This window comes from Anaeromyxobacter sp. K, from assembly GCF_000020805.1.
GTDB classification, from domain to species: Bacteria; Myxococcota; Myxococcia; order Myxococcales; family Anaeromyxobacteraceae; genus Anaeromyxobacter; species Anaeromyxobacter dehalogenans.
The window spans coordinates 2,053,986-2,067,608 of the sequence record NC_011145.1 but is presented as its reverse complement, the minus strand read 5'-3'; the positions used below and the strand labels follow the sequence as shown (position 1 = coordinate 2,067,608).

The following is a 13,623-nucleotide window of genomic DNA, read 5'->3' as shown; positions in this document are numbered from 1 at the left end:
CCCGCAAGCCGGCTGCGTTCCGGCGTCAGGCGCCGGCGCCGCCGCGGTGCCGCGGGTTGCGCCGCGCCCCGCGCGCGCACTCCAGCTGCTGCGCCACCATCTTCCGGAACGCCTCGCGCATGGGCTCGAAGCGGGCCGGGTCCTGCTCCAGCGCGCCGAGCGCGAGCGCCACCGCCTCGAGCGTGGAGAGGTACTCCGGCTCCGGCTCGCGCCGCAGCCCGGCGTAGCCGCCCGGCCCGTCGGGCACGACCGAGATCCGCGGCAACGCCGCCAGCGACGGGCTCGCCTCCACCATCTTCCGCGCCTGGTGCCAGGTGCCGTCCACCGCCATCAGCACCCGGGGCGGGTCGGCGGCGCGCGCCGCGGCGGGCACCGAGCCCTCCCCCGGGAACAGCAGCGCCGTCCCCGGGTCGGCCACCACCGCGCGCACGCGCGGGTGATCCTCGAAGCGGACGCCCCGGTGCAGCTCGCAGCGCTCCAGCGCCAGGCGCGTCAGCCAGGCGGTGCAGATGGCGAGCCTGGCCTCGCGGGGATGCTGGAGGATCACCACGCGCGTCCGCGCGCGCACCGCCGGGAGCGAAGCGCACAGGCAGAGGGCGGTGGGGCGCAGGCAGCGGCGGCAGAGCTCTCGCACGGGACGCGGAGCCTAGTCGAAGCGCCGCGGATCCGGAACCGGTCGCGCCGTGGGGATGGACGTATACTTCCCGGAGCGCGCGGCCGGAGGCGGGGCGGCGGGCGGAGGGTCGGTGCATGGGGGAGCCACGCGGCGAGGGGACGGCGTCGGAGCGGCGCATGCGCGCCATCCGCAACCTCGGGATCATGGCGCACATCGACGCCGGCAAGACGACGCTCACCGAGCGCCTCCTGTTCGTCGCCGGCCGCACCCACAAGATGGGCGAGGTGCACGAGGGCGCCGCGGTGATGGACTGGATGGACCTCGAGCGCGAGCGCGGGATCACCATCACCTCCGCCGTGACCCGGCTGGAGTGGCGCGCGCACGAGCTGCACCTCATCGACACGCCCGGCCACGTGGACTTCACCATCGAGGTCGAGCGCTCGCTGCGCGTGCTCGACGGGGCGGTGGCGGTGTTCGACGCGGCGCACGGGGTGGAGCCGCAGAGCGAGACCGTCTGGCGGCAGGCCGACCGCTACCGCGTGCCGCGCATCGCGTTCGCGAACAAGATGGACCGCGTCGGCGCCGACCTCGGGCACACGCTCGCCTCGATGCGCAAGCACTTCCCCGACCACGTGGTCGCGGCGGTGCAGCGGCCGCTCGGCGCGGAGGCGGCCTTCTCCGGGTTCGAGGACCTGGTGGCCCGGCGCACCGTCCGGTTCGGCGATCCCGACGACCCGCGCGCGTTCACCGCCGAGCCGGGCATCTCGGCCGAGGGCGAGGCCGAGCGCGCCGCGCTGGTGGCCGCGCTCGCCGACCTCGACGACGCGGCGGCCGAGGCGGTGCTGTCGGACCGCGACCTCGACGAGGAGGGGCTGCGGTCCGCCATCCGGCGCGCCACGCTCTCGGGCCGGTTCGTGCCGCTGCTGTGCGGCTCGGCGCTGCGCAACAAGGGCATCCCGCAGGTGCTCGACGCCGTCTGCGACTGGCTCCCCTCCCCGCTCGACGTGCCCCCGCCGGCGGGCGTCCACCCCGACACCGGCGAGGAGGAGCGGCGCCCGCCGACCGACGGCGCCCCGCTGCTGGCGCTCGCGTTCAAGGTCTCGCTGCTCGACGAGCGGCGCCGGTACGTGTTCCTGCGCGTGTACTCCGGGCGGATCGCCGAGGGCGACGCGGTGTGGAACGCGAGCCAGCGGAAGTTCGAGAAGGTCGGGCGCGTGCTGCTCATGCACGCCGCGCAGAAGGAGCGCGTGCCGTCGCTCGGCGCCGGCCAGCTCTTCGCCGTGGCGGGCCTGAAGGAGACCCGCACCGGCGACACGCTCACCGACAAGGCCCACCCGCTGCTGCTCGAGCGGCTCTCGTCCTACGATCCGGTCATCTCCGAGGCCATCGAGGCCGCCTCGCAGAAGGATCGCGAGCTCCTGCTGGAGGCGCTCGCGCGGGTCGCCGACGAGGATCCGACGTTCCGGTGGGGCGAGGACCCCGACACCGGCCAGCTGCTCGTGTCGGGCATGGGCGAGCTGCACCTCGACGTCGTGGCCGAGCGGCTCCGGCGGGAGTTCGGGCTCGCGGTCCGCACCGGCCAGCCGCAGGTGCTGCTGCGCGAGACGCTCTCGGCGGAGGCCGCCGCCGAGGCCACCTTCGAGCGCAGGCTCGAGGACGAGGAGATCTACGGGCAGGTGTCGGTCGCGGTCGGGCCGCTGCCGCGCGGCGGCGGCTTCCGCTTCGAGGTCTCGCCCGAGGCGGCCGCGCTCCCGTTCCTCCGACCGGAGGTGCGCCGCATGGCGGAGGACGGCGCGCGCGAGGCGGCCGAGGCGGGGGCGCTGGAGGGTCACCCGCTGCAGGACGTCCGGGTGACGCTCACCGGCGCGACCTGGCGCGAGGGCGCGTCGAAGCCGTTCGCATACAAGGTCGCCGCCGCCGACGCGGTGCGGACGGCCGCCGCAAAGGCCCGCCCGGTGATCCTCGAGCCGCTCATGCGCGTCGAGATCGTGCTCCCGTCGGAGCACCTGGGCGAGGTCATCGGGAGCCTCGACCGGCGCAAGGGCACCGTGCTGGACGTGGCCGACCGGGGCGAGGCGGTCAAGGTGATCACCTGCGAGGCCCCGCTCCGGCGCATGTTCGGCTACGCCACCGAGCTGCGATCGGCGACGCAGGGGCGCGCGCTGTTCACCATGCGCTTCGACCGCTTCGACGTGGCCGGCTGACGCCGCGCTGGGCCGCGGCGCCGGCGACGGCGGACGCCGCTGACTCCGGCGAGCCAACCCCCTGCCCGGCGCCGGGCAGGGCGTACCGCCGGGCGGCGTTGTTCCGGCGCGCGCCAGCGCGCAGGTTGATCGGAGATGCTCCGATCCCTGCTCGCGCTCGCGCTGCTCGCCTCCTCGCTCCCCGCCCTCGCGGGCGACGACGGCCGCCGGGCCGCGCTCCCGAGGCTCGGCCTGGCCTCCTCCCGGAGCGCCCTGGTCGCGCAGGCGCCCGCGCCCGCTGCCTCGCGGCAGGCCTCCCCCCTGGAGGAGCCGGAGGGCGAGCTGCGGCGTCAGGGGCCCGTCTGCCCCCCGGAGGTCTGCCAGCTCCAGGCCTCCGCCATGCCCGACTCCGGCCCCCTCTACCGGGCCAGCCGCACCGACCTCGTGCTGGGCATCCTCTCGCGCGCGCCCATCCCCGCGCTCTCCACCGTGGCCGGGTACATCGCCAACGCGAACCTCCGCGTGGACTTCCGTCCCGGCGAGCCCGGCGGCACGCCCGGGGCGCGCGGGTGGGGCAAGGTGATGGTCACGCTGCGCTGGAAGCTCGACGCCGAGAACAAGCCGCACGACTAGCGCCGGTCGGCGCCGCTCACTCGCCGCGCATCGGGCAGCCGTGCTCGACCACCTCGACGGCCTCGCCCGGGTGGCGCTCGCGGAGCATCGCCGCGTACTCCTCGGCGCGCTGTCGGTTGCGCGCGCCGCACACCGGCGGCTCGAGCCGCTCCTCCTCCGTGATCACCGGCGAGGTGCAGGCCGGGACGCCGTTCACCTGGACGTGCCACACGCTCATGGGGGCGCGGAGGATACCGCGAACCCGGCCGCGCCGCAGCGGCCGCCGCCACGCCCGGGCTAGGCGCCGCCGCCGCGGAACGACTCCAGCTCCTGCCAGCGCGCGTACAGCCGCTCCACCTCGGCCGCGAGCCGCTCCAGCTCCTCGCGCATCCCGGCCACGGCCGCGCCGTCCCGGCGGTACGTCTCCGGATCTGCGAGCGTCGCCTCGAGCGCGGCCTTGCGCTCCTCGGCCGCGAGGATCGCGACCTCCATCCCCTCCAGCTCGCGCTGCTCCTTGAAGGAGAGCTTGCCGGGCCTGCGCGCCCTCGGCTCCGCCGCGCCCGCGCCCGCCGCGGTGGGCGCCTCCCGCGTGCGTCCGCCGGGCGGCGCGACCTCGGGCGCCGCCGCGGCCGCCGCCTGCTCCTTCAGCGTCCGGTACGTCTCGTAGTTGCCCGGGTACCGGATCGCGCGCCCGTCGCCCTCCAGCGCCAGGATCGACGTCGCCACCTTGTCGAGGAAGTAGCGGTCGTGCGTGACGAGCAGCACCGTCCCGTCGAACCCGAGGAGCAGGCCCTCGAGCACGTTCAGCGTGACGAGGTCGAGGTCGTTGGTCGGCTCGTCGAGCACGAGCACGTTCGCGCCCTCCAGGAACAGGCGCGCCAGCAGCAGCCGGTTGCGCTCGCCGCCGGAGAGCGCCTTCACCTGCATGCGCTGCATGGTGGGCGGGAACAGCAGGTCGTCGAGGTAGTCGCGGAGCGCCACGCGCTTGCCGGACAGCTCGACGAAGTCCTCGCCGGTGCGCCCGGGCGGCGAGCCCCCGGCGGCCTCGTAGACCGTCTGCTCGGGATCGAGCCCGGCGCGCTGCTGATCGTAGTAGGCGACGCGGGTGCGCTTGCCCACCACCACCTCGCCCGCGTCCGGCGCGAGCTCCCCGAGGAGCACGCGCAGGAACGTGGTCTTGCCGGCGCCGTTCGGGCCGACGATGCCGAGCCGCTCGCCGCGCTGCAGCACCACCTCGACGTCGCGCAGGACGGTCCGCTCGCCGAAGCGCTTCTCCACCCCGTGCGCCTCCAGCACCACCTGCGACAGCCGCGGCGCCTCCGCCAGCCGCAGCTCGGCCGCGCGCGGCCGCTGGTACCCGCGCTCGGCCATCAGCCGCCGCGCCCGCTCGATGCGCGCCTTGCTCTTGGTGCGCCGCGCCTCCACGCCGCGCCGGAGCCACGCCACCTCCTGCGCGATCCAGCGCTCCTGCTTGTGCTGCGCGGTCGCGGCGAGCGCCTCCGCCTCCAGCTTCTGCTCGAGGTACGCCTCGTAGTTGCCCGGGTAGCTGGTGACGCCGGCGCCGGGCGTGATCTCGACGACGCGGTCCACCAGGTCGTCGAGGAAGTAGCGGTCGTGCGTGACGAGCAGGAGCGCGCCGTCGAGCCGATCCAGCTCCTCCTCCAGCCAGTCCACCGTGTCCGCGTCGAGGTGGTTGGTGGGCTCGTCGAGCAGCAGCAGGTCCGGCCGCGTGAGCAGGGCCCGGGCGATGGCGACGCGCTTGCGGGCGCCGCCCGACAGCTCGGCCACCGCGCGATCCCAGTCCGGCACGCCGAGCCGGTCGAGCAGCCGCCGCGCCTCGTGCGCCGTGTCCCAGCCGCCCAGGTGCTCGATCCGATCCGACAGCGCCGCCATCTCGCCGAGGAGCCGCGCGTGCGCCGCGCCGTCCTGCTCCGTCTCCAGCCGCGCCGCGAGCGCGGCGTGCGCCTCCAGCGCGGCGCGCAGCGGCGCGCGCGCGACCTCGAGCTCGGACGCGACGGTGGCGTCCGCCGGGAACGCCGGCTCCTGCGGCAGGTACGTCACCAGCGCGCCGCGGCGGAGCTGCACCTCGCCGCGGTCCGGCTCGGCGGCGCGCGCCAGGATGCGCATGAGCGACGACTTGCCGGCGCCGTTCACGCCGACCAGGCCGACGCGCTCTCCCTCCTCGATGGTGAACGTCAGGCCGTCGAACAGGGTGCGGCTGCCGAAGGAGAGGCCGAGGCCGGCCGCGTGCAGGAGCGTCACCGCGCCTTCATAGCACCGGCGCGGCCCCGGCGGGCCGGCTCGAGGTCACAAGCCGGCCGCCTGCCCCTCCCATCCCGAGCGGCCCCCGCGCCCGAGATCGACCCGATGTTCCCGCCCCCCCCAGCGCTCGCCCTCGCCCTCCTCCACCTCGCCGCCGCCACCCCGCTGCCCGGGAAGGTCGGGCCGGATCCCCAGCTCTCCGCGCGCGTCGAGCAGGACCTGCTCGAGGGGCGCTGGGACGCGGCCCGCGCCGCGGTGGAGCGCGAGCTCGCCTGCGGCGAGGTCCCGGCGAAGGTGCGCGCGGACCTGGCCGTGCTGCTGGCGCGCATCGCGGTGGACCGGAGCGAGTTCCACCGGCACGCGCCGCGGGAGGCCGCCAGCGCCGCCGACCGGGCGCTCGCCGCCGCGCGCGATTCCGGCGATCCGCGCGTGCTGGCCACCGCGCTGCTCGTCCACGCGCGGCGCGTCTTCTTCGAGGCGCTCGACGACCCGTCGCGGATGCGCGCGGCCGCCGCCGCGATCCGGGAGGCGCGCGCCGCCGCGGGGCACGCCGGCGACCCGCGCCTGGAGGCCGAGGCGATCTTCCACCAGGCGCTCGCCGAGGATCGGCTGGGGCGGCCGGAGGCGGCGCGCGCGCTCCTCGAGGACGGCGCCGCGCGCGCCCGGCGGCTCGGCGACGACTTCATGCTGTCCAACATGGAGCGCCACCTGGCCGGGCTGGACCAGGACCGCGGCGAGCTCGCGCGCGCCGAGCTCGGCTTCCGGCAGTCGCTCGCGCTGCGCGAGCAGGCCGGCGCGGCCGCGTTCGTGCCCTGGGCCCAGATCGCGCTCGCGGAAGTGCTCGCGGAGCGCGGCACCGCCGAGGAGGAGCAGCGCGTGCTGCTGCGGAAGGCGGCGCAGCTCGGCGAGCGGAGCGGCAGCCTGCGCGCGGCGAGCACCGCCTCCGCCACGCTGGCCCGGCGGCTGCTCGCGGCCGGGCACCGCGGCGCCGCCCGGGTGGCGGCCCAGCGCGCGGTGGCGCTGGCGCGGCGGTTCGGGGCGCCGGGGGACGTCCGCGCCGCCGAGGAGGTCGCCTCCCGCGCCTCGACCCCGGGCGAACCCTGAGGCAGGCACGGGCGGTTCTCCCCGAACTCCGCGCTCCTCGCGTGACGGGCTGGCAACGCTGCGTCCCCGCGTGTAACGTCACGGGGTCGAAGGGGGCCGCATGCGGGCAGCGGAGGGAACGGAGCAGGCGCGCACCTCCGGGCGCGAGGTGGAGTTCCCCCGCCTCGTCTTCCTGGTGAACCCCGAGGCGCAGGACGGCCACGCCGCCGCGCGCCTCCGCGGCCTCCTCTCCCGCGCGCCCGCCTGGACCCGCCGATCGCGCCTTTCGGTCGTGACCACGCTGTCCGGGGCCGAGCGCGCCATGCGCGGGCTCGCGCCCGACGAGATCCCGGTGGCCGCCGGCGGCGACGCGACCGTGAACTTCGTGGCGCGCGCGGTGCGGGCCGCGGACCGCGCCGACCGGCCCATGGCCATCCTCCCGCTCGGCGTCGGCAACGTCATCGCCCACGCGCTCGGGGTGGCGGACCTTCGCCGCGCGCTCGCCGCCATCGCGGACGGCCGCTCGCTCCAGATCGACGCGCTGGTGACCACCCACCCCGAGGCGCCGCTGGCGCTCGCGTCGGTGAGCTGCGGGTTCGAGGGGCAGATCATCTCCGGCGCCTCGCGCGGGCGCGGCCTGGCGCGGGTGGGGGGCGTGCTGGCGGCGCTCCCGGGCGCGCTCCGCAAGCACACCGGCGTCCGCCTGGAGGCGGACGGGGTGGTGCTCGCCGATCCCTCCGAGCCGGTGTTCAACGTGGGCGTGTACAACCTGCCCTGCGTGGCCTGGGGCACGGTGGTCCACCCGGACGCCGACCCCGCCGACGGCCTCGCCGACGTGGTGGTGCACCGGCGGCGCCGCACGTTCACCTCCGCGCTCCGCCACGGCGTCGCCACGGCCGCCCCGCCCCGGAGCAGCGTCCGCACCGCGCGGGCGGCGCGGATCCGCCTCGCCTCGCGCTGGCCCATCCAGATCGACCTGGAGGGCTCGGCCTCCCCCGGCGAGATCGAGATCCGGGTCGAGCCGGCCGCCCTGCGGATCATCACCGGCCGCCGCCGGCGCGTCGCCGCGAGCGGCGCCTGACGGCGCTGCCGCCCGTTCGCCGTCGCGTGGAGCCTTGCCCCGCCCCCCGGAGGCGGCGCGCGCCGCGTCCGGGGGGACGTCAGCGGGCGGGCGGCCGGACGCAGCGGCGCGCGACGACGCCGCACACGCACGCATGGGTCCTTGCGCCGCGGTCCCGCGAGGGGGATACGCGAGGACGACGGCACTCGACTGCGCGAGAGGGGGCTCGCCATGGCTCGACCGCTCCGTTCCGTAGCAGCGTTCCTGCTGGCCGCGCTGCCCGCGCTGGCCCTGGCGCAGCCGGCGGCGCCGCCCGGGAGGACCGACGGCCCGGAGGGCACCGAGATCGGCCAGGGCGGCTACCGCCGCGCGCCCGGTCCCGGCGCGTTCCAGATCACGTTCGACGCGGGGGGCGCGATCTCCAGCGAGGGGCCGGGGTACCCGCTCAAGGACCGGCCCTACTTCCTCGGCGCCGACCTCGCCTGGTCGCCCGACGACTGGCTGCTGCTCGAGCTCACCGGCGCCTACGACTTCGACCTGGAGCGGACGCTGGTGCTGGTGGGGCCACGCCTGCGCACCCCGGCGTCGCCGTTCTCGCTGAGCGCCGGGGTGAAGGGCGGCGTCATGCACTGGAACGGCCGGAGCCGCTTCGGCCTGAGCCCGCAGATCGGCGCCGAGCTGGAGGCGAGCGACCGGTTCGTCCTCGGCCTCCACTACGCGCTCGACATCCCGGTGGAGCAGGACACCACCGTCACCCACCGCATCTTCCTCGGCCTCGGCCTGCGCCTGTAGCGCCCGGAGGACCGCCATGACCCGCGCCAGCCCCCGCGCCCCGTCCCGCACGCTCCCGCTGCTCGCCGCCGCCGCGCTCGTCGCCGCCTGCGGCCCGCGAGCCTTCACCCGCGGTGCCTACGAGGACCCGAACACCATCGAGCTGCTCTCCGACCAGTTCAACGAGAACGACCTGCAGCTCATCGCCAGGAAGATGACCGGCTCGCTGCTCGGCGCGCCCGCGGTGCAGGGGCTGCCGGGCCGGCCGGTGCTGGTGGTGGGCCGCGTCCGGAACAAGACCTCCGAGCACATCGACACCGAGTCGCTCGCGGACAAGGTCCGGGTCGAGCTGCAGCGGTCCGGCCGGTTCGCGTTCGCCGACGCGGCGGCCCGCGAGCAGATCGCCGCCGAGTACGACTACCAGCAGTCCGGCATGGTCGCGAAGGAGACCGCCAAGGGCCCGGGCGCGCAGGTCGGCGCCGACTACGTCCTGACCGGGCAGATCGCGTCGATCGTGCAGGAGGTCGGCGCGGACAAGGTCGTCTACTACAAGATGACCATGCAGCTCACCGACCTCCGGACCGGCCTCATCACCTGGACCGACGAGAAGGAGCTGCGGAAGAAGTTCCGGAAGCAGTCGGTGGGCTGGTAAGGGGGGGGGGGCCGTGCGCCGCGCCCGCGCGGCCGCGATGGCGCTCGGGGCCGTGCTGCTCTCCGGCTGCGCCGGCGACTACGTCTCGCGCACGCGCGCGATGCGCGAGGCATACCAGGCCGGCGACCACGACCGCGCCGCGGCGCTCGCCGAGGCGGAGGTGCGCCGCGGGCCCGAGCGCGACCGCCTGCTCGCGCTGCTCGACCAAGGCATGATCCTGCACGCCGCGCGGCGCTGGGAGGAGAGCCTCCCGGTGCTCGCCCGCGCCGAGCGGCTGGCCGCGTCGCTCGAGGCGATCTCGGTCAGCGAGGAGGGGCGCGCGCTGCTCGAGAACGAGCGCGCCCGCGCCTACCGCGGCGAGGACTTCGAGAAGCTGATGATCAACGTCGTCCAGGCGCTCAACTACGCCGCCCTGGGGAAGGACGAGGACGCGCTGGTGGAGGTGCGGCGCGTGGACGAGCGGCTGCGGAAGATGGTGCAGGAGGAGAAAAAGCCGTACCAGCAGCTCGCGGTGGCGCGCTACCTGGGCGGCGTGCTGTGGGAGGACTCCGGCAACCCGGACTCGGCGTACATCGACTACGCCGACGCGCTGCGCCTCGCGCCCGACCTCGGCCCGCTCGCCGAGCCCGCGCTGCGGCTGGCGCGGGCGACCGGCCGCGCCGAGGAGGCCGACGCGCTCGCCGCGGCGCGCCCCGCGCTCGGCGCGGATCCGCTCGGCGCCGAGGAGGGGCAGGTGGTGCTCGTGCTCGAGGCGGGCCTGTCGCCGGAGAAGCGGTCCAGCCGGCAGGGCGCCGGGCCGGAGCTGCTGGTGGTCCCGGTGTACGTCACGCGCCCGTGGGTGCGCGACGCCGCCACCCTGGAGGCCGGCGCCCGGCGCGCCGACGCGGTCACCGTCACCTCCCTCGAGGAGGTGGCGCAGGTGCACCTGTCGGAGCGGATCGGCCGCATCGCCGCCAAGGCGGTGGCGAGCACGGTGCTGAAGGGGGGCGTCGCCGCCGCGGTCGGGGAGGCGACGGACAGCGAGGTGCTCGGGTGGCTGACGTTCCTGGCCCTGACGTCCACCAGCGAGGCGGACCGGCGGAGCTGGCTGTCGCTGCCCGCGGAGCTCCAGGTCGCGCGCCTGCGCCTGCCCGCCGGCACGCACGAGGTGGTGCTCCGCAGCGGGGGCAAGGTGCTCCGCCGGACGGTGGTGGTCCGTCCGCGCCGCGTCACCCTGCTGGTGGAGCGGCGGTACTGACTGACCGGCCGGCCGGCCGCCCTCCCCTGCGTCACGTCGCCCGGGCTCCCTCCCGGTCCCTCCCTCCGCGCGCCGATCCGCGCAGGATCCGGCCCAGGAGCCGACATGACCCGCGAGCCGATGAGCCGGGTGGACGCCGCCTGGCTGCGCATGGACCGCCCCGAGAACACGGCCGACATCGTGGTGCTGCTGCGCCTCGCCGGCCGCCTCACCCCGCCGCGGCTGCGCGCGCTGCTGGAGCAACGGCTGCTGCCGCACGAGCGGTTCCGCGCGCGGGTGGCGGACGCCGGCGCGCTGGGCGGCCCGGCCTGGGAGCCGGATCCGCGCTTCTCCATCGCGCGGCACCTCAGCGCGCGACCGCTGCGCGAGGCGCACCCGGAGGCGCTCGAGGCGGCCGTGTCCGAGGCGGCCACGCAGCCGCTCCCGGCCGGCCGCCCGCCCTGGCGCGCGCTGCTGCTCGAGGGCGCCGAGGAGAGCGCGCTGGTGGTGAAGCTCCACCACTGCATGGCGGACGGGGTCGCGCTCGTGTCGGTGCTGCTCGGCCTCTCCGACGAGCACGCCGGCCGCGTCGAGGCGCCGGCGCCGGACGTGCCCGGGGGCGACCCGCTCCGCCGCGGCGCCCGCGCGCTGCTCCGGGATCCGCTCGCCGCCGCGGCCGCGCTCTGGAAGATGGCCACGCTCCCCACCGCGACCGGACCGCTCGCACCGCCGGCACTCTCCGGCCGGCGGACCGTCGCGTGGTCGCGGCCGTGGCCGCTCGACGACGTGCGCGCCGCCGCCCGGGCCGGCGGGGGCACCGTGAACGACGCGCTGCTCGCGGCGCTCTCCGGGGCGCTCTCGCGCGCCCTCCGCGCCGGGCCCGTCCCGCCGGGACCGCTGCCCGACGACGTGCGCGCGCTCGTGCCGGTGAACCTGCGCGCGGCGCCCGCGGCCGGGGTGGCCGGGGCGGGCAACCAGTTCGGCCTCGTGTTCCTCGACCTGCCGGTCGATGCGCTCGCGCCGGACGAGCGGCTGGAGATCGTGCGCGGCCGCACCGCCGCGCTGAAGCGCAGCCCGGACGCGTGGGTGGCGCTCGGGGTGCTGGGCGCCCTCGGCTTCGCGCCGCCCGCGCTGGAGCGGCTCGGCACCGCGTTCTTCTCGCGGAAGGCGTCGCTGGTGGTGACCAACGTCCCCGGCCCGAGCCGGCGGCTCCACCTCGCCGGCCGGCGGGTGGACGAGCTGCTGTTCTGGGTCCCGCACCCGGCCGCGCTCGGGCTGGGCGTGAGCGTCTTCAGCTACGCCGGCAAGGTGACGATGGGCGTGCGCGCCGACGCGGCGTTCCCGATCGACCCGCGCGCGCTGGCGGGCGCGCTGGACGAGGAGCTGGCGGCGTTCGCGCCGCGGCCCCCCGCGCGCCGCGCCCGGCACCCGGCCGCCGCGGCGGCCCCGGAACACGACGGCCGGCAGGCGGCCTTCGCGGGCGCGCCTGCCAGCCGGAGGGTGCGGGTGATCGAGGCGGGGCCGGCTACATCCCCAGCTTCTTGAAGAAGTCGTTGCCCTTGTCGTCCACCAGGATGAACGCGGGGAAGTTCTCGACCTCGATCTTCCAGACGGCTTCCATGCCGAGCTCGGCGAAGTCGATGCACTCCACCTTCTTGATGTTCTCCTCGGCCAGCACCGCGGCCGGGCCGCCGATCGAGCCCAGGTAGAAGCCGCCGTGCTTCTTGCACGCGTCGGTCACCTGCTGGCTGCGGTTGCCCTTCGCGATCATCACCATCGACGCGCCGTGCGACTGCAGCAGGTCCACGTACGAGTCCATGCGGCCGGCGGTGGTGGGGCCGAACGAGCCGGACGGCTTGCCCTTCGGCGTCTTGGCCGGGCCGGCGTAGTACACCGGGTGGTGCTTCAGGTACTCGGGCACGCCCTTGCCCTGGTCGATCAGCTCCTTGAACTTCGCGTGCGCGATGTCGCGGGCCACCACCAGCGTGCCGGTGAGGAGCAGCGGGGTCGAGACCGGGTACTTCGTCAGCTCGGCCAGGATCTCCTTCATGGGCTTGTTGAGGTCCACCTTCACGCCGTGCTCGTGCTTGCCCTTCTTCAGCTCGAGCGGGATGAGGCGGCCCGGCGCGTGGTCGAGCTCCTCGATCCAGAGCCCTTCGCGGTTGATCTTCGCCTTCACGTTGCGGTCGGCCGAGCAGGACACCGCCATGCCGACCGGGCAGGAGGCGCCGTGGCGCGGCAGCCGCACCACGCGGATGTCGTGCGCGAAGTACTTGCCGCCGAACTGCGCGCCGATGCCGAGCTTGTTGGCCGCCTCGAGCAGCCGCTGCTCCAGCTGGACGTCGCGGAACGCCTGGCCGTGCTCGTTCCCCTCGGTGGGGAGGCCGTCGTAGTACTTCGTCGAGGCGAGCTTCACCGTCTTCAGGCAGGTCTCGGCGCTCGTGCCGCCCACCACCACCGCGATGTGGTACGGCGGGCAGGCGGCGGTGCCGAGGTACTTCATCTTGTCGACCAGGAACTTCTCGAGCTTCTCCGGCGTGAGGAGCGCCTTGGTCTCCTGGAACAGCATGGTCTTGTTGGCCGACCCGCCGCCCTTCGCCACGAACAGGAACTTGTACTCGGCGCCCTCCGTCGCGAGGACGTCGATCTGCGCCGGCAGGTTCGTGCCGGTGTTGACCTCGCGGTACATGTCGAGCGCGGAGGTCTGCGAGTAGCGGAGGTTCTCGCCGGTGTAGGTGAGGTACACGCCCTCCGACAGGTACTGCTCGTCCTTCACGCCGGTCCAGACCTGCTGGCCCTTCTTCGCCACGATGGTGGCGGTGCCGGTGTCCTGGCAGATGGGCAGCTCGCCGCGGGCCGCGATCTCGGCGTTCTTGAGGAACGCGACGGCGACGCCCTTGTCGTTCTGCGAGGCCTCGGGGTCGGAGAGGATCTTCGCGACCTGCTCGTTGTGCTCGGGACGGAGGAAGAACGACACCTCGCGCATCGCCTCGCGCGCGAGGCGGGTGAGCGCCGCCGGCTCGACCTTCAGGATCTCCTTGCCCTCGAACGTCCCGACCGACACGCCCTCGCTGGTGAGGAGCCGGTACTTGGTCGCGTCCTTCGAGACGGGGAACGGGTCCTGGTAGTGGAACGCGGGAGTCGCCATGTGTGCCTCTCCTTCGCGGG

Annotated in this window: 12 protein-coding genes; 8 read left to right on the top strand and 4 right to left on the bottom strand. The window is 75.7% G+C overall.

Annotated features, from left to right (window positions below):
• Positions 1-25: 25 nt before the first annotated feature.
• Entirely contained in the window at positions 26-634 is a 609-nt protein-coding gene (locus ANAEK_RS09120) for a tRNA-uridine aminocarboxypropyltransferase (RefSeq protein WP_012525865.1), read from the bottom strand.
• A 116-nt stretch (positions 635-750) separates the two neighbouring features.
• On the opposite strand from ANAEK_RS09120, the gene fusA reads away from it, so the two are divergent.
• Positions 751-2,820 carry an elongation factor G gene (fusA, locus tag ANAEK_RS09115; protein ID WP_012525864.1) on the top strand — a complete coding sequence of 690 codons (2,070 nt, stop codon included), beginning with the start codon at positions 751-753 and terminating at the stop codon, positions 2,818-2,820.
• A gap of 135 nt (positions 2,821-2,955) precedes the next feature.
• Positions 2,956-3,432 carry a hypothetical protein gene (locus tag ANAEK_RS09110; protein ID WP_012525863.1) on the top strand — a complete coding sequence of 159 codons (477 nt, stop codon included), beginning with the start codon at positions 2,956-2,958 and terminating at the stop codon, positions 3,430-3,432.
• 16 nt (positions 3,433-3,448) lie between these two features.
• Here the strand turns inward: ANAEK_RS09110 and ANAEK_RS09105 are convergent, their stop codons facing one another.
• Together ANAEK_RS09105 and ANAEK_RS09100 are read right to left on the bottom strand one after the other, a co-directional pair.
• Positions 3,449-3,649, bottom strand: a complete 201-nt coding sequence (locus ANAEK_RS09105) for a hypothetical protein (RefSeq protein ID WP_012525862.1) — start codon at positions 3,647-3,649, stop codon at positions 3,449-3,451.
• Between the two features lie 59 nt (positions 3,650-3,708).
• Positions 3,709-5,673, bottom strand: coding sequence for an ABC-F family ATP-binding cassette domain-containing protein (locus tag ANAEK_RS09100; protein WP_012525861.1), 1,965 nt, complete (start codon positions 5,671-5,673; stop codon positions 3,709-3,711).
• A gap of 105 nt (positions 5,674-5,778) precedes the next feature.
• Here ANAEK_RS09100 and ANAEK_RS09095 point away from each other — a divergent pair, with 105 nt between their 5' ends.
• The 6 genes from ANAEK_RS09095 to ANAEK_RS09070 all read left to right on the top strand — a co-directional run bounded on the left by ANAEK_RS09095 (position 5,779) and on the right by ANAEK_RS09070 (position 12,000).
• Complete coding sequence (locus ANAEK_RS09095; protein WP_012525860.1) at positions 5,779-6,777, top strand: hypothetical protein; 999 nt, start codon at positions 5,779-5,781, stop codon at positions 6,775-6,777.
• 100 nt (positions 6,778-6,877) lie between these two features.
• Positions 6,878-7,837, top strand: coding sequence for a diacylglycerol kinase family protein (locus tag ANAEK_RS09090; RefSeq protein WP_012525859.1), 960 nt, complete (start codon positions 6,878-6,880; stop codon positions 7,835-7,837).
• A 210-nt stretch (positions 7,838-8,047) separates the two neighbouring features.
• Positions 8,048-8,608: a hypothetical protein gene (locus tag ANAEK_RS09085; RefSeq protein ID WP_012525858.1), complete on the top strand. Its 561-nt coding sequence runs from the start codon at positions 8,048-8,050 to the stop codon at positions 8,606-8,608.
• A 16-nt stretch (positions 8,609-8,624) separates the two neighbouring features.
• The gene (lpoB, locus tag ANAEK_RS09080) at positions 8,625-9,239 is read left to right on the top strand and encodes a penicillin-binding protein activator LpoB (protein WP_012525857.1); all 615 of its coding nucleotides are present in this window, start codon (positions 8,625-8,627) and stop codon (positions 9,237-9,239) included.
• Between the two features lie 13 nt (positions 9,240-9,252).
• The gene (locus tag ANAEK_RS09075; RefSeq protein ID WP_012525856.1) at positions 9,253-10,476 is read left to right on the top strand and encodes a COG3014 family protein; all 1,224 of its coding nucleotides are present in this window, start codon (positions 9,253-9,255) and stop codon (positions 10,474-10,476) included.
• A gap of 105 nt (positions 10,477-10,581) precedes the next feature.
• On the top strand, positions 10,582-12,000 hold the full coding sequence (locus tag ANAEK_RS09070) for a WS/DGAT domain-containing protein (RefSeq protein ID WP_012525855.1): 1,419 nt from the start codon (positions 10,582-10,584) through the stop codon (positions 11,998-12,000).
• On the opposite strand, the gene ANAEK_RS09065 is transcribed toward ANAEK_RS09070, so the two are convergent.
• On the bottom strand, positions 11,981-13,603 hold the full coding sequence (locus tag ANAEK_RS09065) for a fumarate hydratase (RefSeq protein WP_012525854.1): 1,623 nt from the start codon (positions 13,601-13,603) through the stop codon (positions 11,981-11,983). The two genes, ANAEK_RS09070 and ANAEK_RS09065, sit on opposite strands and share 20 nt — an antisense overlap.
• Positions 13,604-13,623: the final 20 nt, after the last annotated feature.

Bases quoted from the DNA above. Each gene is read 5' to 3' on its own strand.
- fusA (WP_012525864.1), top strand. From the start codon at position 751: ATGGGGGAGCCACGCGGCGAGGGGACGGCGTCGGAGCGGCGCATGCGC.
- ANAEK_RS09110 (WP_012525863.1), top strand. From the start codon at position 2,956: ATGCTCCGATCCCTGCTCGCGCTCGCGCTGCTCGCCTCCTCGCTCCCC.
- ANAEK_RS09105 (WP_012525862.1), bottom strand. From the start codon at position 3,649: ATGAGCGTGTGGCACGTCCAGGTGAACGGCGTCCCGGCCTGCACCTCG.
- ANAEK_RS09095 (WP_012525860.1), top strand. From the start codon at position 5,779: ATGTTCCCGCCCCCCCCAGCGCTCGCCCTCGCCCTCCTCCACCTCGCC.
- ANAEK_RS09090 (WP_012525859.1), top strand. From the start codon at position 6,878: ATGCGGGCAGCGGAGGGAACGGAGCAGGCGCGCACCTCCGGGCGCGAG.
- ANAEK_RS09085 (WP_012525858.1), top strand. From the start codon at position 8,048: ATGGCTCGACCGCTCCGTTCCGTAGCAGCGTTCCTGCTGGCCGCGCTG.
- lpoB (WP_012525857.1), top strand. From the start codon at position 8,625: ATGACCCGCGCCAGCCCCCGCGCCCCGTCCCGCACGCTCCCGCTGCTC.
- ANAEK_RS09070 (WP_012525855.1), top strand. From the start codon at position 10,582: ATGACCCGCGAGCCGATGAGCCGGGTGGACGCCGCCTGGCTGCGCATG.
- ANAEK_RS09065 (WP_012525854.1), bottom strand. From the start codon at position 13,603: ATGGCGACTCCCGCGTTCCACTACCAGGACCCGTTCCCCGTCTCGAAG.